The organism is Aquabacterium fontiphilum (assembly GCF_009909205.1).
GTDB classification, from domain to species: Bacteria; Pseudomonadota; Gammaproteobacteria; order Burkholderiales; family Burkholderiaceae_C; genus Aquabacterium; species Aquabacterium fontiphilum.
Genome location: NZ_JAAAPN010000006.1, coordinates 171880 through 194836, shown reverse-complemented (window position 1 = coordinate 194836; position 22957 = coordinate 171880). Strand labels below are relative to the sequence as shown.

13 protein-coding genes are annotated in these 22957 nt (G+C 68.0%); all 13 read left to right on the top strand.

Annotated elements, in window-relative coordinates; translation table 11 throughout:
* Nucleotides 1–384 (top strand): type II secretion system protein, encoded by a 384-nt coding sequence (locus GTZ97_RS09045; protein WP_161650255.1) that lies wholly within the window; start codon nucleotides 1–3, stop codon nucleotides 382–384.
* Nucleotides 371–889 carry a type II secretion system protein gene (locus GTZ97_RS09040; protein WP_161650254.1) on the top strand — a complete coding sequence of 173 codons (519 nt, stop codon included), beginning with the start codon at nucleotides 371–373 and terminating at the stop codon, nucleotides 887–889. Before GTZ97_RS09045 ends, GTZ97_RS09040 begins: the two co-directional genes overlap by 14 nt.
* A 29-nt stretch (nucleotides 890–918) precedes the next feature.
* Complete coding sequence (epsA, locus tag GTZ97_RS09035) at nucleotides 919–1752, top strand: XrtB/PEP-CTERM-associated transcriptional regulator EpsA (RefSeq protein WP_161650253.1); 834 nt, start codon at nucleotides 919–921, stop codon at nucleotides 1750–1752.
* A 297-nt stretch (nucleotides 1753–2049) separates the two neighbouring features.
* A complete protein-coding gene (locus tag GTZ97_RS09030; protein WP_236651099.1) occupies nucleotides 2050–2841 on the top strand; it encodes a PEP-CTERM sorting domain-containing protein in 792 nt (263 codons plus the stop codon).
* 88 nt (nucleotides 2842–2929) lie between these two features.
* On the top strand, nucleotides 2930–4330 hold the full coding sequence (locus GTZ97_RS09025; RefSeq protein WP_161650252.1) for a hypothetical protein: 1401 nt from the start codon (nucleotides 2930–2932) through the stop codon (nucleotides 4328–4330).
* Nucleotides 4331–4527: 197 nt separating this feature from the next.
* Nucleotides 4528–6159 (top strand): ShlB/FhaC/HecB family hemolysin secretion/activation protein, encoded by a 1632-nt coding sequence (locus GTZ97_RS09020; protein WP_161650251.1) that lies wholly within the window; start codon nucleotides 4528–4530, stop codon nucleotides 6157–6159.
* A 135-nt stretch (nucleotides 6160–6294) separates the two neighbouring features.
* On the top strand, nucleotides 6295–17040 hold the full coding sequence (locus tag GTZ97_RS09015) for a filamentous hemagglutinin family protein (protein WP_161650250.1): 10746 nt from the start codon (nucleotides 6295–6297) through the stop codon (nucleotides 17038–17040).
* 112 nt (nucleotides 17041–17152) lie between these two features.
* Complete coding sequence (locus tag GTZ97_RS09010; RefSeq protein WP_201748220.1) at nucleotides 17153–18847, top strand: DUF2341 domain-containing protein; 1695 nt, start codon at nucleotides 17153–17155, stop codon at nucleotides 18845–18847.
* Nucleotides 18848–18887: 40 nt separating this feature from the next.
* Nucleotides 18888–19295 carry an ExbD/TolR family protein gene (locus GTZ97_RS09005; protein ID WP_161650249.1) on the top strand — a complete coding sequence of 136 codons (408 nt, stop codon included), beginning with the start codon at nucleotides 18888–18890 and terminating at the stop codon, nucleotides 19293–19295.
* A gap of 9 nt (nucleotides 19296–19304) precedes the next feature.
* On the top strand, nucleotides 19305–19706 hold the full coding sequence (locus GTZ97_RS09000) for an ExbD/TolR family protein (protein ID WP_161650248.1): 402 nt from the start codon (nucleotides 19305–19307) through the stop codon (nucleotides 19704–19706).
* Between the two features lie 2 nt (nucleotides 19707–19708).
* A complete protein-coding gene (locus tag GTZ97_RS08995) occupies nucleotides 19709–20419 on the top strand; it encodes a TonB-dependent receptor (RefSeq protein ID WP_161650247.1) in 711 nt (236 codons plus the stop codon).
* 72 nt (nucleotides 20420–20491) lie between these two features.
* Nucleotides 20492–22231: a putative porin gene (locus GTZ97_RS08990; protein WP_161650246.1), complete on the top strand. Its 1740-nt coding sequence runs from the start codon at nucleotides 20492–20494 to the stop codon at nucleotides 22229–22231.
* 11 nt (nucleotides 22232–22242) lie between these two features.
* Nucleotides 22243–22917, top strand: a complete 675-nt coding sequence (locus GTZ97_RS08985; RefSeq protein WP_161650245.1) for a hypothetical protein — start codon at nucleotides 22243–22245, stop codon at nucleotides 22915–22917.
* The last annotated feature ends 40 nt before the right edge of the window (nucleotides 22918–22957 follow it).

The window sequence follows — 22957 nt, the reverse complement described above, 5'->3', positions numbered from 1 at the left end:
ATGGCCCCCGCCCATCGCGGCTTCACGCTGATTGAACTCATTGTGGTGCTGGCCATCGTGGGCCTGCTGGCCAGCCTGGTCGCGCCGCGCTATGTGCGCTCGGTCGACAACGCGCGCGAGGCCACGCTGCGCACCTCGCTGAACGTGATGCGCGACGCCATTGACAAGTACACGGCCGACCGCGGGCAATATCCGGATTCGCTGCAGGAACTGGTCAGCCGCGGTTACCTGCGCCATGTACCCGAAGACCCTGTGACGGGCTCGCGCGACAGCTGGCAGATGGTGCCGCCGCCGGCCGACAGCGCCTTGACGGGCAGCATGGCCGACGTGCGCAGCGGCGCACGCGGGCGCGGGCCCAGCGGGTTGCCGTATGCGTCCTGGTGAGCGGGGCTTCAGCTACCTGATGCTGCTGGGCTGGGTCGCCCTGAGCGGTGTGATGCTGATGGCGCTGGGCACGCACTGGCGCAACCATGCCCAGCGCGAGCGCGAGGTTGAGATGGTGTTTCGCGCCGAACAGATCCAGCATGCCATCGAGTCGTATGCGCGGGTGCCGGTGCGCGCGGGCGAAAGCCCTTGGCCGCCGACGCTGGAGGCACTGCTGGCCGATGAGCGCAGCGGGGTGTTGGTGCGCCACTTGCGCCAGCCCTGGCTGGACCCGATGACGGGCCAGCCGTGGGGCCTGGTTCGCGAGGGGACGGGCATCCGCGGCGTCTACAGCACCGCCCGGCTCACGCCCCTGCGTGCGCCCAAAGGCGTCGAGCGCTTCGACGCCTGGCGCTTCGAGGCCACATTGGGCACCCCCGCCGCATCGCCCACCACGCCGCCCATCACGCCGCCCGATACGGCCGCTTCGTTACCAAGTCAACAAACCGTCACGCCTGCTCCCTAGACTCGCACCGTCCAATCAGCCCATACGCCATGTCATCCCACTTTGAAGCGGCGCAACCCGAGTGCCTGATGCGCCTCATGGAGGCCGCGCCGCAGATCTGTCGGCGACATCAGTTTTTTGTCTGGACGCAAGGCGACTTGCAGCGCTGGCTGCCCCACGACCTGATGGTGTGCGGCTTCTACGATCGTGACGCCCGAGCGCTTGTTTTTGACGTGTTCAACAGCAAGCCATTGCCAGATGAGGTGGTGACGCAGTTGCGCGAGCCACCTGCGGGCTGGGCCATGCGGCTGATCCAGGTGTGGCAGGCTGCGCGTCAGGAGCCCGTGGCCGTCAACCTCGGCATGTATGCCGCGCAGGACAACACCTTGGGCGCGCTGCTGAACGCGGGCTACAGCGAAGTGCTGTTGCACGGGCATTGCCGCCCCGGCCGGCCCGACGAGCTTGAAAGCCTGTTCATCCTCGCGCGCACCGGCGAGCGCAGCCGCTTTGATCAGGTCGCGGCCATGGGCATGCTGTTGCCTTGTGTGCACGCCGCTTACCAGCGCGTGTGTGTGACCGAGCGGCAACTGCTCGCACCCCGCGTTCCTGCCGCGCATGCACCGGCTGGCGCACGCCCGCTGCTGATCACCGAGCGCGAGCGCGAGATCCTCGTCTACGTGCGTGACGGCATGAGCAACCATGAGATTGGTGAGCGGCTGGGCATCAGCGCGCTGACCGTGAAGAACCACGTGCAGAAGATCCTGCGCAAGCTGGGTGCGGCCAATCGCGCCCAGGCCGTGGCCAAGGCCATGACGCTGGATGTGCTGGGCCCGGCCATGTTGCCCGCGGCCCATGCGCCCGAAGCACCTCGCAGCCTCGATTGACCGCAACAGGCTGCCACCCCCTCAATTGAAGGGGCGCCGGTTCGTGCCGGCCTGCCATGCGCCATGGCGTGACATGCGCCGTTCGGCGCATGCGTGATCCGGACAGACCATGGGGAAGCCCCGCATGCACGCGGTGGCGCGTCACATGGCTTGCGCAAAGTCTCCGGCGGATCGGAAGCAAAGGTGGGTTGAGCCGTTCGGACCAATGCCGACAGCCCGACGCACCAAACGCCTGTCACGGCACATCACCACACTGCGACCGGTCCGATTCCTCAACATTCCTTCCGGAGAGAAACCATGAACTTCAAACTGATCGCAGCCGCTGTGGCCTTGGCCGCTGCTGGTACGGCTTCCGCTAACGTGCTGGACCCCCTGGCTGCCGGCGGTGTCGGTGGTGAGATGTCCCTGACCGTGTACAGCAAGCAAGCGGGCGTGTCCTTCCTGTTCGACACCGGCGTCATGCTGGGTGACTTCCGCGCTGATCCTTACCGCTCGTGGAGCATGGCCGGCAACAGCGCCTTTGACACGTTCCTCAACATCTACAACGCCAAGGGCGCCAGCGATATGCGTTGGACTTTCTTTGGCGGCGATAACTCTGGCGTGCCTGCAGCATCGCGCACCATGATCACGACCGTGAACGGCGACGTTACAGCCCTCAAGAACGGCGACATGGTTAACTCGATGAACGCCATCAAGAACATCTACCTGGATGCTGCCAACCTGAACCCCCAACTGAACGTCACGCTTGGCGGCGGCGCCAACGCTTCTGGCGTGTTCCTGGAAGGTGTGAATGGCAGGGCTTACTTCCCGGATCTTCTGGGTGCTGATTTCGCCGGGAATTTCCAGGACACCAGCAATGTGCTGGGCGGCACCACCGAGCTGTTCGACCTCGTTCGCAGCAGCACATCTGCCTTGGGCATGCCCAATTACACGCTGATCGGTTATGCCACGTTCCAGCAGCAAGGTGGCTCGTACACCTTCTCCGTGACGTCTTCGATCCCTGCCGTGCCTGAGCCCAGCACCTATGCGCTGATGGTCGCGGGTCTGGCTGTGGCTGGCATCGCTGCCCGCCGTCGCGCCGCCAAGTGATCCCTTGATGTTCTCGCAGCCCAGTCCCGTTGGCTGGGCTGCGGAAACAGCCTTGCCTTTTCCCGTCTGCCACCCCCTGAGGTATCCCATGAAGCTCCGCATCGTTTCCCTGGCCGCCGTGGCCGCCCTGGCCGGTCAGGCCCACGCTCTGACCTTGGCTGAAATCGACGCCGCCCGCTCGGCTGGCACCCTGCTGGAAGTGACCATGTCGGGCGCCACCGCCCTGTCGGGCACGATTGGCGGTCTGTTCACCCAGAACTGCAAGCCCGGCACCCTGAACATCTACCTGAACAACAAGAACCTGTTTGCCGGCGAGTCGGTCGACGGCAACATGGTCAAGGCCTATGCCTGCGAACTGGTGGGCTCCAACAACGACTTTGGCGCCGCCTACAACAACCGCAAGGTGCTGTTCCAGAAGTCGGACGAAGGCGGTTCGGGCAACGGCGTGTTTCCCGTGGCCACCAACAGCCTGATGCCCTTCCTGAACGTCAGCGCCGCCAACTGTAACCAGACGACCAAGGTGTGCAACACCCTGGCTCAACGCCGCCCGGATGGTGGCGTGTCGGACGTGTCGCCTGTCGGCTTCAACCCGTCGGCTAACCGCCCGCTGAGCCCCATTGATTTCTCAGCCAACGCGGATGTCTCTAACAGCGACTTCCAGCAGGTGCGTGGCGTGCTGCAGATCGGGTTCGGTCTGGCCGTTTCGCAGCCGCTGTACGCCGCCCTGCAGGCTGAGCAAGGCACGTCGGGCCGTCCCTCGGTCCCCAAGACCGTGATCAGCAACATGCTGTCCAACGCCTACAACCCGGAACTGGGTTGGACGCCCCTGCTGTCTGACGCCCGCATTGGCGACCGCACGCAGATCAACATCTGCCGCCGCGTGAACGGCTCGGGCACCCAGACCTCGGCCAACCGCTTCTGGCTGGAGTACGGTGCGAACGAAGTGGCCGCATTCACGCCAGCCACCAATGCCGACAACTCCGAGTTCCCCAACGCCATCGCCAACGTGGCCAAGAACGACGGCCTGATCATGGTGTACGAAGGCTCGTCCACCGGCAACGTGCGCACCTGCCTGACCGAGGCCAACACCAAGGGCGCCTTCGCCATCGGCCACATCTCGCTGGAGAACCCCGAAACCGCCGCCTGGAAGTTCGTCCGCATCGACGGCGTCGAGCCCAGCCGCGACAACATGAAGCGCGGCATCTACGAGTACCTGTTCGAGTCCACCATCCAGGTGGCCAAGGTGGGCAACTCGGCTGCTGGCCGCGCCTTCATGGTGAACTTCACCAATGCCGCTCAGAAGTCCACCAACCTGAACAGCCTGTCGGCGGCCAACCAGGCTGGCGTGCTGACGCTGCCTGATGCGGCTGACTGCCCGGCCACCTTCACCTTCGTGGCGGCTGGCACCGCTGGCGAAACCGCCCAGAACAAGTTCTGCGGCCGCGTGACCCGCCCGAACGTGTCGAACGTGCTGACCATCATCAAGTAATCGCTTCAAGCGACAGCGGGGCCGCTGCGCCCCGCACCCCAGCCCGGCAGTGCCCCGCGCCTGCCGGGTTTTTTCTTGGGCCTCACCCTTGGTGCGTTCCGCTCATGAGGGTGACCACCCACTTGAGTGCCCATGGTCTGTTCGGATCATCGTGGGCCATCGTGGTTTCACTGTCGCCGCCCACACTCGCGGCCACCATGAGTACCTCTCCTGCAGTCCCCCCGGCGCGTCCTGCGCAGCCCACGCGCGTGTCGCGCATTGCCGCACTCTGTCTGTCGGCCCTGACCGGCCTGGCCATGGCCCAGGCTGCGCCGCGGTTCGACGTGTACGAGTACGAGATCGAAGGCAACACCGTGTTGCCCGTGGCGGCAGTCGAGCGTGCGGTGACGGCCCATCTGGGCCCCGAGCGTTCGCTGGGCGATGTGGAGGCGGCGCGGGCCGCGCTCGAGAAGGCCTATCAGGACGCGGGTTACGTCACCGTGTTCGTCGATCTGCCCGAGCAGGAGGTGCGTGATGGTGTGGTACGCCTGCGTGTGCTCGAAGGCCAGGTCAGCCGGCTCAAGGTGACCGAATCACGTTACTACGAGCAGGGCCGCATCCGCGCTGTGGTCAGCGAGCTGGCGGCTGGCAAGGTGCCCAATTTCAACGTGGTGCAGGCGCAGCTGGCCGAGGTCAACCGGACGGAAGAGCGCCGCGTGCAGCCCATTCTGCGGCCCGGGCCGCTGCCGGGCACGGTCGAGGCCGAGCTCAAGGTCAGTGACAGCCTGCCGGTGGCCTTCACGGTCGAGTTGAACAACCGCCAGGTGCAGTTCACCGATCCGCTGCGCCTGCAGGTGACGGGCAGCTACGGCAACCTGTTCCAGGCCGATCACACGCTGGCGTTCATCGGCATCGTCACGCCGCAAGACACCTCACAAAGCAAGGCCCTGGGCCTGAATTACCAGATCCCCCTGCCAGGTGGGGACAGCTGGCAAGCGTCGCTGCTGGCCTCTGACAGCTTCGTGCAGCCGCTGGGCAGCACCAACGTGGTCGGCAAGGGCTTCAACGTCTCGCTCAAGCGCAGCTGGGCGCTGCCCGCGACGCAGGGGCTGTATCACACCTTGTCGGCCGGCGTGGAGTACAAGAACACACGCGAGCGCATCAACGCTGGCGCTGACAACAGCAGCCTGTCCAGTCCCTTGCGCTACATGCCCTTCGTGCTGGACTACACCGCCGTGATGCAGCACGGCGAACGCACCACCACGCTGCAGGTGGGTGGCACCTTTGCGCTGCGTGGCGTGCTGCGCCGCGAGGTTGAGTGCTTCGGACCGGAGGACCAGTTCGCCTGCAAGCGCGAAGAGGGTGATGGCAGCTTTGCCGCTCTGCGCCTGGACGCCAGCCACAGCCACCCCGTGGCGGCAGGCATGACCGCACGCTGGCGCGTGGGCATGCAGCTCGCCAACCAGCCCCTGGTGGGGGCCGAGCAGTTTTCGATCGGCGGGGCCGACAGTGTGCGGGGCTATTACGAGGCCGAGCTGCTGGGCGATGCCGGCGTCCACGCCGGGCTGGAGTTGAGCAGCCCCAACTGGGCGGGCGGCCCCGAGGGCTCCTGGCTGGCGGCCTTCTCGGAGTTGCGTGTGTATGGCTTTGTCGAGGCCGGCCGCGTGCGCATCAAGTTCCCTACGGCAGATGACGGCCCGCTGTCGCTGGCCGGTGCGGGCCTGGGGCTGACGCTGCGCGTGCGCCAGTCGTTCTCGGCGACCGTGGACGTCGCCTGGCCGCTGAAGGCCACCACCGCGACGCGCAAGGGCGATTCACGCGTGCACGCCCGTCTCGTGTACGCCTTCTGATTACTGAGGTGAGCCATGGTTGCCATTCTGCGTTCCCTTGTTTGCCATCGACCCGCCGCGGCGCGGTCGCGCCGTGACAGCTTCGCGCGTCGCCTTCAAGCCTGGGCAAGCCGGCGCACGGGGCGGCGTTGGGCCATGCGGCCGTTGGCTGCGGCGGTGGTCGGTGCGTGCATGGGCCAGGCGGCCCTGGCCGCGCCCGGTCAGTTCACGCTGCCCGAGCCCTTGCAGGGCACGCGCACCATCCGAGGCAAGACCTTCTCCTTTCAACCTGTCGGGCAGAACAGCGTGCTGGGCCCCCGGGTCGAGGTGCGCGACGCCCAGGGCAATCTGCAAAGCGTGTCGATGAAGCTGGTGCAGACAAGGCGGGCAGGCATCTACAACTGGTCGTCGTTCGATCTGGGCGGCAAGGCCACCTTCGAGATCGACATGACGGCCGGTGCGGGCTCGTCTGCGCTCAACCGTGTGGTCGGCAGCACCAAGATGAGCGAGATCCATGGGCGCATTCAGTCCAATGGCAACGTCTTTCTGATCAACCCCAATGGCATCCTCTTTGGCAAGGGCGCGCAGGTCAATGTGCAGGGCTTGGTCGCCTCGACGCTGGACGTCGATGACGATGTCTTTCTCAACGGCCTGAGCACGATCAACACCAACACCGCCACCTTCCGCTGGCGCAACCTGTCCGACGACGACCTGGTCACTTTCGATCACCCTGACAACTATGTCCTGGTGGAGCAGGGCGCCAAGATCACGACTCCCTCGGGCGGCCGCGTCTGGCTGATGGCCCGCAAGGTCGAGAACGCTGGCGAGATCACCACGCCGGGCGGGCAGACTGCCTTGTTGGGTGGCGAAGCGGTCTACATCAAGACACCGGACCGAGAGAAGCTGTTCGCCTCTGAGGTCAACCCCAACCTGTCGGTTCTGCGCGGCTTTCTGTTCGAGGTGGACAACCAAGACGGTGAAGTGCACAACCTGGGGCAGATCCTGACCGAGCGCGGCAACGCGACGCTGATGGCCCACACCGTGCGCCAGGCCGGCCGCATCCGGGCCACGACGAGTGTGCAAGAGAACGGCTCGGTCTTCCTGCTCGCCCGTTCGGGCGTGGGCGCAGGCGACGACGTGCGTGCCGAATCGGCGGGCACGCTCACGCTCACGGCCGGCAGCCGCATCGAAGTGGCCGCCGACAACAGCCAGGCGTCCAGCGGTTCGGTGCAGATGACGATGTCACGCATTGAGCTGGGTGGCCAGCACATCGTGATGGAAGGCGGACGAGACGGACTGGACGGCGCGCGCATCACGGCGCCCGCAGCGAATGTGAATGTGCGGGCCGAGCTGGTGCCCAACTACGACCCCTTGGTCAACGATCTTGGTGCGGTGAACACGGCCTACCTGGGCGCTGCAGCCGGAGAGGGCCGCTTCGTGATGGGCAAGGGCGCGGTCATCGATGTGTCGGGTACGGTGGACACCACCGCCTCGGTGGCGCGTCACTTCGTGACCACCGAGCTCATCCGCAATGGCGACCTGGCGAGCAACCCTTTCCTCAAGGACGGCGCGCTCAAGGACACCAAGGTCACCTACGACACGCGCAGCGCGCCCGCGGTATTGGAGGCAGCCACGCACCAGGGCTACAAGGACGGCATCCAGACCACAGCGGGTGAGCGCATGGCCAAGGGCGGGCAGGTCAGCCTGGTGGCCACGGGCGGCGTGCTGCTGCAGCAGGGCAGCCAGATCGATGTGTCCGGCGGCAAGGTGACGTTCACCGAGGCTGTCGTCAGCCCCACGCGCCTGCTGGGCGCAGATGGCAAGGCCTACACCGTCAACAACGCCCGTACCGATGTGCAGGTGGTGGCCGTGTCGGGCTACCAGCCTGCCGACGCCACGCGTTTCGGCAACAAGGTTCAGCCGGTTGCAGCCAGCAGCCGCGTCGAGGCGGGCTATGTTCAGGGCGGTGATGGCGGCCGTCTCACCATCCATGCCCCCTCGGCCGTGCTCGACGGCAGCGTGCGTGCCGAGGTGCAACAAGGCGCTCGCCAACGGGCTGGCCTCGATGCACGTGCTGCGCAGGCCGCTGTGCGCCTGGGCCTGAGCATGCAGGGCAACCTGCTCAACGGGCTGACCGTGCGTGCGCCAGGCGCGGCACAGCCGCCGTCCGATCTGTGGGCCGATCCGCTGGCTGCACCGTTGCCTGGCCGCACCAGCATTTCGGCAGACTGGTTCAACCTCAGCGGTGCGGGCGAAATCAGCGTCGCCTCTGCGGGCAGTGTACGCATCGATGATGGCGCGCACCTGCGCCTGCAGCGGGCCGGTCGCCTGACGGTTCACGCAGCGGGTGACGAGGGCGTCTACCTCGGCGGGGACATCACCGGCGCCGGGGCAGCGGTGTCGGTTCAAACCGCCTCGGTGCTGCCGACTGTTCCTGAGGCGGGGGGCATCACGCTGGCCGCGGGCCGCCGCATCGATGTGGCGGGGGATGTGGTCAACCAGCGGCGTGATGGTGTGCAAGCCGGCGGCGCGGTGGCGGGCGGCAGTGTCAGCCTGCGCTCTGCCGCGGGCCTGGACCTGCAGTCGGGTTCGGCCATCGATGTGTCCGGGGGTGCCACGGTGGCGCCCAATGCCACGGTGCGTGGCACGCGGGCGGGTGACATCACCTTGTCAGCCAACGCCGAGGCGGCCGCGCGCGATGGCCGTTTCGATGCCGTCCACCTCGACGCCACGCTCCGCGGCCACGCGCTGGCCGGCACGCTGGTCAAGGCGTTCAACGATGTGGGCGATGCCCGTAGCGGCAAGCTGACGCTCAAAGTGGGTGAGTTGGACATCGTGGGCAGCGGCCCCGCCCTGCGCCAGGGCGATGTAGTCGATGGCCTCGTGCTCGGCAGCGCCTTCTTCCATCAGGGCGGCTTCACGCAGTTCGATCTCGATGGCGTACGGCGCACGACGGTGGCCGCCGATGCCCGCATTCGGCCTCAGGTGGGCCAATGGCAGGCCCGGACCAGTCTGCTCAGCGCCGCCACCGGCAGCCGGTTGGCCGATCGCGTCGACATGATCGTGCAGGCTGACAACCTGGCGCCCACGCGCACGCTGGCCCTGCGCTCGTCTGGGTACCGCGACAACGCGGGCGGCGCCGCGGCCCTCAATGGCGCGCTGACCGTGTCAGAAGGCAGTGTGGTGGATGCCGGGCCGCGCGGCAGCGTCACCCTGAGTGGTGGCAAGGCCTTGGTGGTCGATGGCACGGTGCGCGCGGCGGGCGGCACCATCACCACCGCACTGGTGGGCACGGACAGCACGACCGAGGTCGATGCGCGTGCCACAGGCATCTACCGATTCGGCAGCCGCGCCCATCTCGATGTCTCCGGCACCACGCTGCTGTCGGCCACCAATGTGGGTGATCAGCGGTTCGGCGAGGTGCTGGCCGGCGGGCGCATCGAGGTGCGCGCGGCCGAGAACCTGGCTGCCACCACACCGGTGGTGTTCCAGCAGACGGTGGACGGCACGGGGGGCGTCCAGCAGGCGCAACTGACGGCCAATGGCACCCAGGCGCGCATCGACGTGCGCACCCAGGCCGCGAGCGGGGCGGTGCGCACGCGCCGCGCCGATGTGGCGTCGGACGGGGGGCACATCAGCGTGGCCGTGGGCGCGGGCGGCGCAGCGTTGTCGGCCGATCTGCAAGCGCGCGCCGGTGGCGCTGGGGCGCAAGGCGGTAGCCTGGGTCTGACCATCACCGATGGTGGCAGCAGCCTGCGCCCGGTGGCCAGCCTCGTCGTGCAGCAGCAGGCGGTGGCCTCGGCCACCCAGCCCGGCAGTTTGCGCGTGTCGGCCGACGCCATCCAGGCGGGCGGCTTCGCGCACTTGCGATTGTCGTCAAGCGACGAGATTGCCTCGGTGGGCACGGTGAACCTCGGGGTGGCCGGCGACATGACGCTGGACGCGCCCACGCTGGCTGTTCGCGACGGCGGCTCGGCCCGCTTTGCCGCAGCAGGCCGTCTGGCCCGCACCCACACGCAGACCCAGGCACCCGCGGCGGCCACGGGTGGAGGCGGCCAGCTTACGCTCGAAGGCGGCGTGGTCGACGTGTCTGGCATCCACACGACGCAGGGCGTCGATGCGCTCACGCTGAAGGCGCAGCACGAGATCCGCTTCCATGCGCTGTCGGCATCGCGCCGCGATGGCAGCCTGACGACGGCGGCGAGGCAGGTCACGCTGGACGCGCCGCAGGTGAACGTGGCCACGGCCACGCGGTATGCACTGGTCGCCGCGGGCGGGCCTGCGGGGGCGCAGGCCATCACGGTGCAGGGCGGCCATCCTCAGGCGCCAGCGCCTTTGTCTGCTGGTGGCAGCCTGACGCTGAAGGCCGACGCCATCACCGTCGACGGCGTGCTGCGGGCGCCCTTTGGTCAGATCGAGCTCCAGGCGCCCAGCATCACGCTGACCGAGCGCGCACGGGTGTCGGTCTCGGGTGATGGCCTGATCGTGCCCTATGGCACGACCACCGAAGGCGGCACCCGATGGTCGCTCAATGGCAGCGAGATCAGCGCGCCACCGGCCAAGACGATCACGCTGGACGCCACGGGCGGCGCGGTCACGGTCGCCGCCGGCGCCCAGCTTGACCTGTCGGCCGGTGGCCAACTCGTGGGGTGGGAGTTCGTGCCGGGCCCAGGTGGCAGCCGAGACATCTTCCAGGGCACGTTCGAGACGGGCACTTTTGCCATCGTCCCGAGCGTCAAGGGCCTGGGCGGCATCGACCCGGACCTGCTGGCCCAGTCGGGGCTGACTGACAGCGTGCTCGACACGCGCGCCTCGCGCCAGATCACCTTTGGCGAGGGCGGCCCGGTGCCGGCCGGCACCTACACCGTCCTGCCGGCACGCTATGCCTTGCTGGCAGGCGGCTACCTGATCCGCCGCACGGCTGACAACACACCGCTGGCCATGGGCCAAGCCATCACGCAGGCCAACGGTGCCGTGCGGGTGGGTGCCAGCGTGGGCACGGTGGGTGGCGCTTTGCCCGCCGCGCCTGCGGCAAGCTTCGAGGTGCTGACGCGGGATCAGGCCTTGCGCTTCAGTGAGATCACGACCACCACGTTCGACAACCTGTTGAACGCGCAAGCCGATCGCAACGGCGTGGCGGCGCCCCGGCGCGCCATGGATGCCGGCACGCTGAACATCGCCGCGCAGAAGGTGAGCCTGGCGGGCGATCTGGCGTTCAAGCGCGCCAAGGACGGGCGCGGGGGCGAGCTCAACGTGGCATCCGGCAAGATTCAGGTCGGGGGCACGCTGACGACCGCGCAGGCGGGTGACACGCTGCTGCTCGATGTCGGGCAACTCAATCGTACGGGGGTCGACTCGCTGCTGGTCGGCGGCTTGCGCAGCACGCAGGCGGCCGATGGCAGCCGCCTGATCGATGTGCGCGCCACCGAGGTGACGCTGGCCAACGACGCAGCGAGCGCGCTCACGCTGGGCGATGTCATTCTGGCGGGCACCGAGCGTGTCGCGGTGAAGGATGGCGCGGTGATCCGCGCAGCGGCCACGTCGGGCTCCGCAGAGGACATCACGGTGCAGGGCGATGGCGCCCTGGTGCGCGTGAGCACCGACAGCAAGGTGGCCAGCCGCCGCACCGCAACCGAAGCGCAGTCTTTGTCGCGTGAGCGCGGCGAAGTCAGCGTGGGCGCAGGCAGCACGCTGGCCGGCGGCAGCCTCGTGGTGGAGGGCACGCGCAGCACGCAGGTGGCGGGCAGTGCCGCCTTGCAGGCCAAGGCCGTGGTGATCGCGGCCGACCAGGTGCATGTCGGGCAGTTGGGGCCAGGCGCGGCGGATGGAGAGGCCGAGCGCGCCCTGGTGCTGAGCGGTCAGCTGCTGGACCAGCTGGCCCAGGCTGACCGGTTGACGGTGCGCGCCTTTGGCGGCATCACGCTGGCGGACGGGGCCGACCTGTCGGTGCGTCAGGCGCTGACGCTGGACACGCCCGAACTGCGCCAAGCCGCAGGTGGGCGCAACGTGATCACGGCCGGCTCCGTTGGCCTGAGCAACACGACCGGCGTGACCGGCACCGTGGCCGGTGGTACGGCCGCGCTCACGCTGCGCGCCACCGGCGAAGCGGGGCAGGACGGGCACATCTGGTTCCGCGATGGTGTGACCGCGCTCAACGGGGCAGGCCAGACCGAGCTGGACGCCGCCGGCAGCGTGGTGTTCGCCAGCCGCCGTGTCGCTGAGACCGCCTTGGTCACGCAGGCGCGCAGCGACGGCTATGCCGATGCGCGCACCGAAGACGGCATTAACTTCACGGTGCGCACGCAGCACCGCGCGCTCACTTCCGGTCTGACGGCCGACGGTGACCTGACGGTGTCGGCGCGCTCCATCACGGCCGCCGCTGCGGCCGTGGGACAGCTCGACGCGGGTTCGGGCCGCGTGAGGGTCGCTGGCGTGCCGGCGCCATCGGTGCAGGCGTCCACGCCGACCTCCACACAGGCCACCGGCATCAACGCCGCCACCCCGGGCCTGGGGGCCCGGATCGGCTTGCGCGGGGCGTCGGTCGAACAGGGCGGCGTCATCGACGCCCGTGCGGGCAGCGTCACGCTGCAGGCGACCACGGGCGATGTGGTGCTGGCCGCTGGGTCGGCCACACGCGCCGATGGCCACGTCTGGACGGTCGATGGCGTGAAGGTGCCGATCGCTGCCGGCCTGATCCAGGCCAAGGCCGATGCGGGCAGTGTTCATCTGGCGCAGGGCGCGGTGCTCAGCGCCTCGGCCGCCGCCGGTGTGGCGGGCGCCGATGCGGGCGAGGTGCGCCTGATTGCGCAACAAGGACAGGTGACGGTGGAGGGCGATATCCGCTTGCTGTCTGATGCCGGGCAACGCGGTGGCACGCTCACGGTCGATGCCCACAGCGGCTCGGGTCTGGACGCGCTCGTGGACCGCCTTGCTGGCGCAGCACAGCGCGCGGCTGAGGGGGCGGGCGGGCCGGTGCGCCACAACGCCACCCAGCAGTGGACGGTGCACCAACGCGATGGCCAAGGGCTGACGCTGTCGGAAGGCAAGACGCTGCGGGCACAAGAGATCACGCTGGTGGCCGACCGCCCGGCAGATGCCGAGGCCGGGGGCCAGGTGGTGATCCATGGCCAGCTGGATGCGTCGGGCGCCCGAGGCGGGCGCGTGCAGGTCAGCGCGGCCGGCGATCTGGTGTTGGGGCAGGGCGCGACGGACACGGCGCCGACGGGCGCCCTGATCGACGCGTCGGCCACAGGCGCAGGCCAGACGGGCGGCGACATCCGCCTGGCCAGCCGTGACGGCGTGGTGCGCCTGCAGGCAGGCGGCACGGTCAAGGCGAGCGGCGGCACAGGCGGTCAAGGGGGCAGCCTGACACTGCGCGCGGGCCTGCGCGATCCGGCCGATGCCGACGCGGCCACCGGCGCGGGCAATGTGAAAGTGGCCGCCGTGGCAGCCGAGCTCACTGGCCTGGCAAGGGTGACGGTGCAAGGCGAGGAGCGCAATGAGGTGTCCGATCTGGGGCAGGCGCAGCTCAACGCCGTCAAGGCGCGCAGCGAGGCCTTCCAGCGCGCTGCCGCCACGCAAGACACGCTGAACCAGGTGCTCAACGGGCGCGCCGCAGGTGCGACCCGGGCCATCCAGTCGGCTCAGGTGCTGCAGTCCGCCGAAGACCTGACCCTGAGCACGGCGTGGAACCTGACGCAGCTGGTGCGCCAGTCCAGCGGCAGCCAGTTCGTTGTGCAGGCCAGCACCGACACGCCGTTTGACCTCACCGTGCGCACCGCAGGCCACCTGGGCATCCAGGCAAGCCTGAGCGGCGGTTTCATCAACGGCCCGCTGCCGGGCACGGCCCAGACCAGCACGGCAGCCAACACCACGATCAACAATGCCTTGCGCGTGGCCCCGGCTGATCTGCCGATCGGCGCCGGCGCCAGCATCAACCTGGTCGCGGGGGCCGATCTGGACAGCGCCGATGTGATGCGCACCCGCGCGGACCGCGACGGCAGCGTGCGCATCGGCGATGTGGGCGGTGCGGCCAAGGTGTTTGTGCGCAGCACCACCGGGGACATCCGCGTGGCGGCAGCTGGTGATGTGGTGCTGGAAAACGACCAGGCCACGGTCTACACCACAGGGCGACTTGCCAACGAGCTGGAAGCGCCCGGTGCGCTGGGTTTCGGCCAAGGCAACCCGACCAGCGCGGCGCTGCATCGCGACCTCATCACCCGCGGGGCGGGCATCAACGCCACCCGGCAGACGCCTTTCATGCGCGACGGCGGCAGCATTGCCATCCAGGCGGGCGGCAGCGTGCGGACCGAGGTCATCACGACGCCCAGCTTTGTCAGCGACTGGACCTTCCACAAATCCGATGTGAGCAGCAGCAAGAGCCAGTCGTGGTGGAGTCGCTATGACCTGTTCAACATGGGCGTGGCCACGTTTGGGGGCGGCGACATCCGGGCCCAGGCCGGCGCCGATGTGCACAACATGGGCTTCGTGACGGCCACCAGTGGCTACAAGGACGCCGCCGGCGTGGTGCGCCGCTACGGGGGCGGCAGCGTTCAGGTTCAGGCCGACGGCAACATCGCCGGCCTGATGACCAAGGTGGGTGGCCAGACAGCGCGCATCACGGCGGGCCTCAACATCGATGGCACCGCAGAACGCGGTGGTGCCTCGCTGCTGTATGAGAACACCCAGGTGACGATGCGCGCCGCTCAGGACGCGTTGGTCGACCTGATCACCGAAGCGGGTCTGCATGAGCGCGGCGATGGCACCAACGACAGCAACCGCTCGTTCGGCATCACCGGCCTGGGCCGTGATGCCAGCCTGTCGCTGGTGGCGGTATCGGGCGACCTGCTGCTCCACGACGTGCTGCCGCCAGATGTGGCGTCGACCCGTGCCACGGTTGGCCTGCTGCCCTCTGACAGCCTGCTGGCAGCGCCCACGGGCAGCATCCTGGCCGCGCGCCTGAATCAGATGCCCCAGGACAACGGGGCACGACTCAGCGTGCTCGCCGCGCAGGACCTGACGGTGCGGTCGGTCAACGTGGCACCCGAGTCGCTCTACGGCAATGGCGTGGTCTGGATGGGCAGCAACGATGCGGTCGTCGGACGCCTGGACTCTGCGGACGCCAATGGCAACATGGTGCAGCCCGGCAGCACAGAAAAGGGCCGGCGCGAGCCGATCCGGCTGGTGGCCGAGCAAGGCGACGTGAGCCTGCGTGCCGAATTGGGCGATGCGGCACGCATCATCGCCGGGCGCGATGTCAACCTGCCGGGCTTCGTGGCACAGCACCAGGGCGCCAACGAGCTCACGCTGATTCAGGCCGGCCGCGACGTCAACATGGTCTCGGCTGCAGGCCGGGCCGTGGTGCGCGGCCCGGGCGATGTGCTCGTGGTGGCAGGGCGTGACGTGAACAACGCGCTGGCCGGCGGTCTGGAGACCAGTGGCAACCGCGAGAACGGTGCCTTGCCCGAAGGCAGCGCGAGCCTGACGGTGCTGGCGGGTGTCAGGCCGGGAGCAGCCGATTACGGCCAAGCCGAGGCGCGCTACTTCCATCTGCTGGGCGGTGCCGGTGTGGCCGATTGGGCGGCCGACCTGTATGCGCAGCTTCGCGCCGCGCAGGCGGGTGAGGCGGTGCCCACGCTGGGCTCGGACGAGGCACAGGCTTACGCCAGCGCGCCTTTCGCTCAGCAGTTGGCGCGCGCCCGTGCCTTGGTGGGCGATGGCGCCTACGAGCAGGCCGTCCTGAGCTTCATGCAGGGGCGTGAGGCCAAGCCAGCCCTGGACCAGGCGGCGGCGACGGCCTTGCTCGACAAGCTGCCGGCGCGCGAGCAAGGCGCGCTGATCGGGCACATCCTCGCGCCGGCCTGGCAGCAGGCCGTGGCAGCCGACGTGCAACGCAGCACGGCCCTTGCGATGGCCGCACAGCGCGATGGCGCACAAGTGCAGGCATTGATCAGCTATGTCGCGCGGCGCACGGGCGAACAGGGCCTCACGGCCGACGCCGCCCTGCAGCGCTTTGCCGAGCTGGGCGCCGAGCATCGTCTGCTGTTTGCCAACACCGTGCTCAAGCGCGAATTGATTGCCTCCGGTTCGGCGGCTGCCAAGCAGCCGCCGGGCGAGGCCAAGCTGGATGCCTATCAGCGGGGCATGAGCGCGCTGGCCACGGTCTTCCCCGGCAGCAAGCCCAACAGCAGCCTGCGCATGGGCTCCAGCAGCATCAAGACGCAGCAGAACAGCGACATCACGGTGATGACGCCGCATGGCGGCATGAACGTGGGTCGCCTGACCGGCACGGTCGATTCGACTGTGGCAGCGGGCCTCGGCATCGTGACCACGTCGGGCGGCAGCATTGCCGGCGTGGTGCGCGACAGCATCGAGGTCAACCAGTCGCGGGTGTTCGTGGTGAAGTCGGGCGACATGCTGCTGTGGGCCAGCAACGGCAACATCGATGCAGGCAAGGGTTCCAAGACGGTGATCGGTGCGCCCGCGCCGGTGTTCCGCATCGTCGACGGCCAGCTGCAGGTCGACACCACGGGCTCGTTCTCGGGCTCGGGCATTGCCACGCTGGACGCCGACAGCCGCCTCTACCTGTTCGCGCCCCGCGGCGAGATCAACGCGGGTGAGGCTGGGATCAAAACCTCGGGCAGCCTGACGCTGGACGCGCCGGTGATCGTGGGCGGCAACGACATCCAGATACCGGGTGGCAACGTGGCGCCGCCGCCGGTGGTCGGCAACGCGGCCACGGGCGTGGGCGATCTGGGTCAATCTGCCACCGCGGCCGGTCCGGCCCAGGCCGATGAAAACAGCAAATCGGCCGCGACACCGCGCCGCCGCCTGCTGCTGGATTTCCTGGGCTTCGGCGGTGACGAAGAAGACGAAGAAGAGAAGAAAAAGCGTCAGCCCTGAAGGGCTGTCGTGATCCTGTCACGGGCGTTGCCCAAGATGCCGCGTCCGGTCGTGATCCGGGCAGGCGGGGCCACCGTGACGGGCCGATGAACCGATCGATGGAAAGTAGTCAATGATGCGCAAACATGTGCTCGCCCTCTTTGCGGCTTGCGTGGCCTGGCCGGGTCTGGCCAGCGCCTGGTGGAACAGCGACTGGCAACAACGCACGCAAGTCACGCTCAACACCACGCAACAAGGTGTCCAGACCACGCAGGCCCTCAGCGGGGTGGTGGTGCCGGTTCGACTGCATTCGGGCAACTTTGATTTCCTGGGTGCCAAGCCCGATGGCAGCGACCTGCGCGTGGTCGCTGCCGACGACAAGACACCACTGAAGTTCTGGGTCGAGCGCTTTGATGGCGCCAATGAACTGGCTGTGATCTGGGTTCAGCTGCCCTCCGTCATGCCGGCCAGTGATCAGAACCAGGTGTATGTCTATGCTGGCAATGAGCAGGCTGCCGCGGAGGTGAGCTCGCCCGCGTTGTTCGATGACCAGACAACGGCGGCATTCATGTTCGCCGAGAACAATGGCCCGACGGCCGATGTGACGGGGCAGCGCAGATCGGCCGTCGCTGTGAATCGTGAAGCCAACGGCATGATCGGCGCCGCGCTGCGACTGGATGGTCAACAGCCTGTCGCTTTGGACATGGGCGACCAGCCTGTGGCCCCTTCAACCGGGCCTTATAGCGTGGCGATGTGGATCAAGCCAGCGACGGCCGGCACAGTCTTGCGCCACGGCCCGCTTGAGCTGGCGTTGCAGGGCGCGCAGATCGTGGCGCGACTGGGTGACACGACGGTGGCCGGGGGCGAGCTGCCCGCGTCCGCCTGGGCCCATGTGGCGCTCACGCTGGGCAGTGGCAAGGCCACGCTGTACGTCAACGGTGCCAAGGCGGCCGAGGCCGATGTGGCCGACGCCGGCCAGCCGTTTGCGGCTGAGGTTGTGCTGGGCAGCAGCTACAGCGGCTTGCTGGACCAGCTTGAGCTGGCGTCCACCGTGCGCAGCGCTGAGCATGTGCGGCTGATGCATGCTGCGCAGAGCGCCGATGCCAAGCTGGTCATGGCCGTGACGCAGACGGAAGAATCGGCCGCCGCGTCCAGCGAAGAGCCGGGTCATTTCCAGATCCTGATTGACAACCTGACGGTCGACGCCTGGGTGGTCATCGTGATCCTGGCCGTGATGTTCGTGATCGCCGCGTGGGTCATGTACGACAAGACGATGCTGGTTGTCCGTGCAGACAAGGACAACTCCCGCTTCCTCGAAGCCTTCCGTAGCGCTCGCGACGTGATGACGGTGCAGGCCGGCGATGTACCGCACGCACCGCTGGCCCGCCTGTATGCCGCCGGCCTGCGCGAGCTGCAAAAGCGCGATGTCGGCCAGCCCGGTGCTGCGCCGCTGTCGGGAGCGTCGATCGATGCCGTCAAGGCCGCGGTCGATGCCGACCTGATCCGCGAAAGCCACACGCTCAACAGCAAGATCGTGTTGTTGACCATTGCCATCTCGGGCGGCCCTTTCCTGGGTCTGCTGGGCACGGTCGTGGGCGTGATGATCACCTTTGCAGCCATTGCGGCCGCGGGGGATGTGAACGTCAATGCGATTGCCCCGGGCATTGCCGCGGCGCTGCTGGCCACCGTGGCCGGCCTGGCGGTCGCGATCCCGGCGCTGTTTGGCTACAACTACCTGGCTGCGCGCATCAAGAACATCTCGTCCGACATGGCCATCTTTGTCGACGAGTTCGTGACGCGCGTGGCCGAGACCCACGGCGCACGCTGATCTGGCGCAGGCGCAACGTAGCAAGGCAACGGAGCAAGATATGGCCGGAGACCTCAAGGGCGATCTGCAGGCGTATGACGACATCAACGTCACGCCCATGCTCGATCTGGCTTATGTGCTGCTGGTGGTCTTCATCATCATGACGACGGCCTCAGTGCAGGGCGTCAAGGTCTCGCCCCCGCTGACCCAGGCGGCGGGCAATCTGGCCAAGCCGCAGACGCGCGGCATCACCATCACGGCAGAGGGGCAGGTCTATCTGGACGCCTATCCGGTGAGCCTGGACGAGCTGCAGACCAGCCTGGCCCAGTACAAGGCAGCCAACCCCAACCTGCCGGTGGTGCTCAAGGCCGATGCCGCTGCCCAGTACGAGAAGGTGATGGCCGTGCTCGAAATCGCCAAGCGGCTCGACATCACCGAGATCGGCCTGGCCACCAAACGCATGCAGTGAGACGGCCCCATGCAGGTTCAAAACGAAACCAAGCCCTATGACAGCATCAACGTCACGCCGATGCTGGATCTGGCCTATGTGCTGCTCGTGGTGTTCATTCTGATGACGACGGCCTCGGTGCAGGGCCTGTCCATCAACCTGCCCAAGCCCAGCAACAAGCCCAGCACCGAGCAGCATGACCTGCGCATCGTGCAGGTACTGCCCGACGGCACGTTGATGGCCAACGGCGTCAGCGTCACGCTGGCGCAACTGGAGGCGCAGCTGCTGCAGGCCAAGGCCGCCGATCCCAAGATGAGCGTGGCCATCAAGGGCGACGCGCGCACGCAGTACGCCAGGGTGGTCGAGGTGATCGACCTGTGCAACAAGATCGAGGTGCCCATGGGCCTCGTGACCTCGCGCATCGGGACATGAGCATGGCTGCACCTGCACACCGCTCTCAAAGTGCGCCTGTCTGGCAACGTGCACTGCCGTGGCTGGTGGGCCTGTTGCTGATGGCCCTGATGGGCTGGGGCATCCACGCGCTGATGGGCAAGGGCGGCAGCAAGCCAGTCGGTCGCCAGACGGTGAAGATTGCCGTGCTGCCCGACACCCCGCCGCCGCCACCGCCGCCGCCGAAGGAAGATAAGCCCGAGCCTCCCAAGGAAGAGCCCAAGCAGGTGGTGCAGACCGAGCAGCCCAAGCAGGTCGACACGCCCCCGCCGCAGCAGGCCGAGGCCCTGAAGATGGATGGCCCCGCGGGCGATGGGCCCAGCGCCTTCCGCTCAGGCACCATCACCAGCGAGTATCAGGGTGGCCCGGTGGGCAGCGGTGCCGGCGGCGCGCCCAGCGCCTCTGACCGAGCCAAATACACCTTCTATGCCCGCAGCGCGCAGCAGTTGCTCAAGTCGGAGCTTGATCGGGCGCTGCCCAAGGACATCGTGCGTCTGGGCGCCCGACTGCAGGTGTGGGTGGGGCCGCAGGGCCGCATTGAACGCTTCGAGGTGCTGGGCCTCAACGACCGTGCGGCCGAAGACCGCGTGCGCAGCGCCATGGCCGATGCCAGCAAAGGCTTTCGCCTGGTGCCGCCGGCCGGCCTGCCCCAGCCCATGGAACTGCGTCTGTCGGTCGATCCGATCAGTGGCTGATGCGCTGCGCAGGCCCGCACACGCCCGCTTATGCCCGCACAGGCCGTTTGAACTTTTGAAATGAAGACCACCATGCGTCCCACGTTGTCCCGACTGATGTTCCGCCTTCGCCCTGCCACGGCCACCGCGGCGGCCGCAGCCGCCCTGTGCTGCGCCTTCGTGCCGCTGCAGGCCCACGCTGACGAGCGCGCCGAGCTGGAGCGCCTGCGCGCCACCACGCTCAACCTGATCAAGGCACTGGTCGATGGCGGCCTCTTGTCGCAGGAGAAGGCCGATCAGCTGTTGCGCCAATCCGCACAGGCGGCTGCGGCCCCCATGCCCCCCACGCCGGCCGAAGCGGGGAGCGAACGCCGGCCCGGCGTGATCCGGGTGCCCTATGTGCCCGAGACGGTGCGCCAGCAGATGCGTGACGAGATCAAGCAGGAGGTGCTCGCCCAGGCCCGAACCGAGCGCTGGGGCCAGCCCGGCGCCTTGCCCTCCTGGCTCAACCGCATCACGCTGGAAGGCGATGTGCGGGTGCGGTATCAGTCGGAGGACTGGGACAAGCGCAACGTGTCGGCTGCTGAGGATTTCGGCTTTGCGTATCAGAACGACCCGGCCTTCGAAGGTCCGTTGGCCTGGTCGCCTGACCTCACCAACACGCAAGACCGCCGCAACCGCATGACGCTGCGGGCCCGCTTCGGGCTGACAAGCGACCTGGCCTATGGCTTCAAGGCCGGTGTGCGCCTGAGCACGGGCAACGCCCAGGCCGTGTCCACCTCGCAGACCCTGGGCGGCAGCAACGGCAACTTCAGCAAGTACAGCGTGCAGCTGGACCGCGCCTGGATCCAGTGGCAGGCCTACACACCCGACATCACCGCCATGGCCGGGCGCTTTGCCAGCCCCTATTTTGGCGGCGACCTGATCTGGCCGGACGACATCAACTTCGACGGTGCGGCAGTCAAGGCCAGCCATGCCTTCAACGACGCCAACAAGGTGTTCGTGACGGCAGGCGCCTTCCCATTGATCGAGTTTGCGAGCGACACCTCTGACAGCTGGCTGTATGGCGCGCAGGTGGGGGCCCAGTTCAAGCCGGCTGAGAACGCGCAGTTCGACATCGGGCTGGGCTACTACGACTTCCGTCACATCGAGGGTCGCTTCGACGCACGCTACCCCAACGATGTCGGCTCCTTTGCTTCGGCAGATTCGAGCTACCTGGGCAGCGAGTACAAGCGTGCTGTGCGCCAGCGAGGCAACACCCTCGTGCGCATCAATCAGAGCCGCACGCAGGCAGTGGGTGGTACGGCCGTCGCGCCCGTGTGGGGCCTGGCCAGCAGGTTCCGTCCGCTCACGCTCAGCCTGGCTTACACCTACCAGGGCTGGGAAGGGCTCAACGTGCGCGGCAGCGTGGACGTGATCGAGAACACCGGCTTTGACTTGGCCGACATCCGTCGCCGTGCGCAACCGGGCGCCGACATCGACCTGGCGAAGAAAACCACTGCCTGGCAGGCCCGCCTGCAGATCGGCTCGCCCAAGCAGGAGTTGCGTGGCGACTGGTCGGCCTATCTGGGCTGGCGCCATTTCGAACGCGACGCCTGGGTGGATGCCTTCACCGACACCACCTGGCATCTGGGCGGAACCAACTACACCGGTTGGACCCTGGGCGGCAGTTACTTCATCGGCCCGCGCACATCGGTCGGCCTGCGCGTGACCAGTACCCGCAACCTGACAGACGGCCGCACCGAAACGATCGACGGCCAGCAGGTGCCCACCCTCAGCAGCGCCCGCCAGCGCATCGATGTGATTCAGCTTGAACTCAACGCCCGCTTCTGAGGAGGCCCGCCATGCGTGATACCCGTCTGACTGCCGCCCTGGGTGCCCTGCTCACCGGCCTGCTGACCAGTGTGCTGCTGACAGGGGCGCTGATGCAGCCCGCCCAGGCGCAGGACAAGGGCAGCCGCGAACGAGAGGCCCTGCGCCGAACGCAGCAAGCCTTGCGCGCTGCGCAGCAGGAAGCTGCCACCCTGCAGCAGGACAAGGCCGCACTGGATGCCGAGAAGGCGAAGCTGATGAGCGACAAGCAGGCTGCTGAGGCGAGCTCGCGGGCGCAAGCCAGCCGCGTGGCGGGCGCGCAGGCCCAGGCTCGCGCGGCCCAGGCCCGCGTGAGTGAACTGGAAGCCGAACTGCAGCGCGTGAAGGACGAACTGGCCGCCGCCCAGGACAAGCAGGCTGCCCAGGCCGCCGAGCTGGCCGAGCAGCAGCGCACGCTGGCCGCCGTGCGCGCGCGGCTGGAGCGCAGCACCCAGGCCCAGGCCGTGCTTGAGAAGCGCAACCAGCAGCTCTATCAGGTGGGGCGGGATGCCATCGAGCTGTACCGCAGCGACCGTCCCAAGGAAACCCTGGCCCGCCTGGAGCCCTTTGCCGGCATCGGGCGCGTGACACTCGACAACGTGGCCGAGCGCTGGGTCGATCGCCTGGAGGCCGCGCGCTGGCTGGAGCAGGAACGCCTGAGCCCGTGAGGGGCTTGCACCGGCGGGCGACGGCCCTGCGCGCTAAACT

What these genes read in the sequence shown, in the direction of transcription:
- GTZ97_RS09045 (WP_161650255.1), top strand. Translation starts at nt 1, where the DNA reads ATGGCCCCCGCCCATCGCGGCTTCACGCTGATTGAACTCATTGTGGTG.
- GTZ97_RS09040 (WP_161650254.1), top strand. Translation starts at nt 371, where the DNA reads ATGCGTCCTGGTGAGCGGGGCTTCAGCTACCTGATGCTGCTGGGCTGG.
- epsA (WP_161650253.1), top strand. Translation starts at nt 919, where the DNA reads ATGTCATCCCACTTTGAAGCGGCGCAACCCGAGTGCCTGATGCGCCTC.
- GTZ97_RS09030 (WP_236651099.1), top strand. Translation starts at nt 2,050, where the DNA reads ATGAACTTCAAACTGATCGCAGCCGCTGTGGCCTTGGCCGCTGCTGGT.
- GTZ97_RS09025 (WP_161650252.1), top strand. Translation starts at nt 2,930, where the DNA reads ATGAAGCTCCGCATCGTTTCCCTGGCCGCCGTGGCCGCCCTGGCCGGT.
- GTZ97_RS09020 (WP_161650251.1), top strand. Translation starts at nt 4,528, where the DNA reads ATGAGTACCTCTCCTGCAGTCCCCCCGGCGCGTCCTGCGCAGCCCACG.
- GTZ97_RS09015 (WP_161650250.1), top strand. Translation starts at nt 6,295, where the DNA reads ATGCGGCCGTTGGCTGCGGCGGTGGTCGGTGCGTGCATGGGCCAGGCG.
- GTZ97_RS09010 (WP_201748220.1), top strand. Translation starts at nt 17,153, where the DNA reads ATGATGCGCAAACATGTGCTCGCCCTCTTTGCGGCTTGCGTGGCCTGG.
- GTZ97_RS09005 (WP_161650249.1), top strand. Translation starts at nt 18,888, where the DNA reads ATGGCCGGAGACCTCAAGGGCGATCTGCAGGCGTATGACGACATCAAC.
- GTZ97_RS09000 (WP_161650248.1), top strand. Translation starts at nt 19,305, where the DNA reads ATGCAGGTTCAAAACGAAACCAAGCCCTATGACAGCATCAACGTCACG.
- GTZ97_RS08995 (WP_161650247.1), top strand. Translation starts at nt 19,709, where the DNA reads ATGGCTGCACCTGCACACCGCTCTCAAAGTGCGCCTGTCTGGCAACGT.
- GTZ97_RS08990 (WP_161650246.1), top strand. Translation starts at nt 20,492, where the DNA reads ATGCGTCCCACGTTGTCCCGACTGATGTTCCGCCTTCGCCCTGCCACG.
- GTZ97_RS08985 (WP_161650245.1), top strand. Translation starts at nt 22,243, where the DNA reads ATGCGTGATACCCGTCTGACTGCCGCCCTGGGTGCCCTGCTCACCGGC.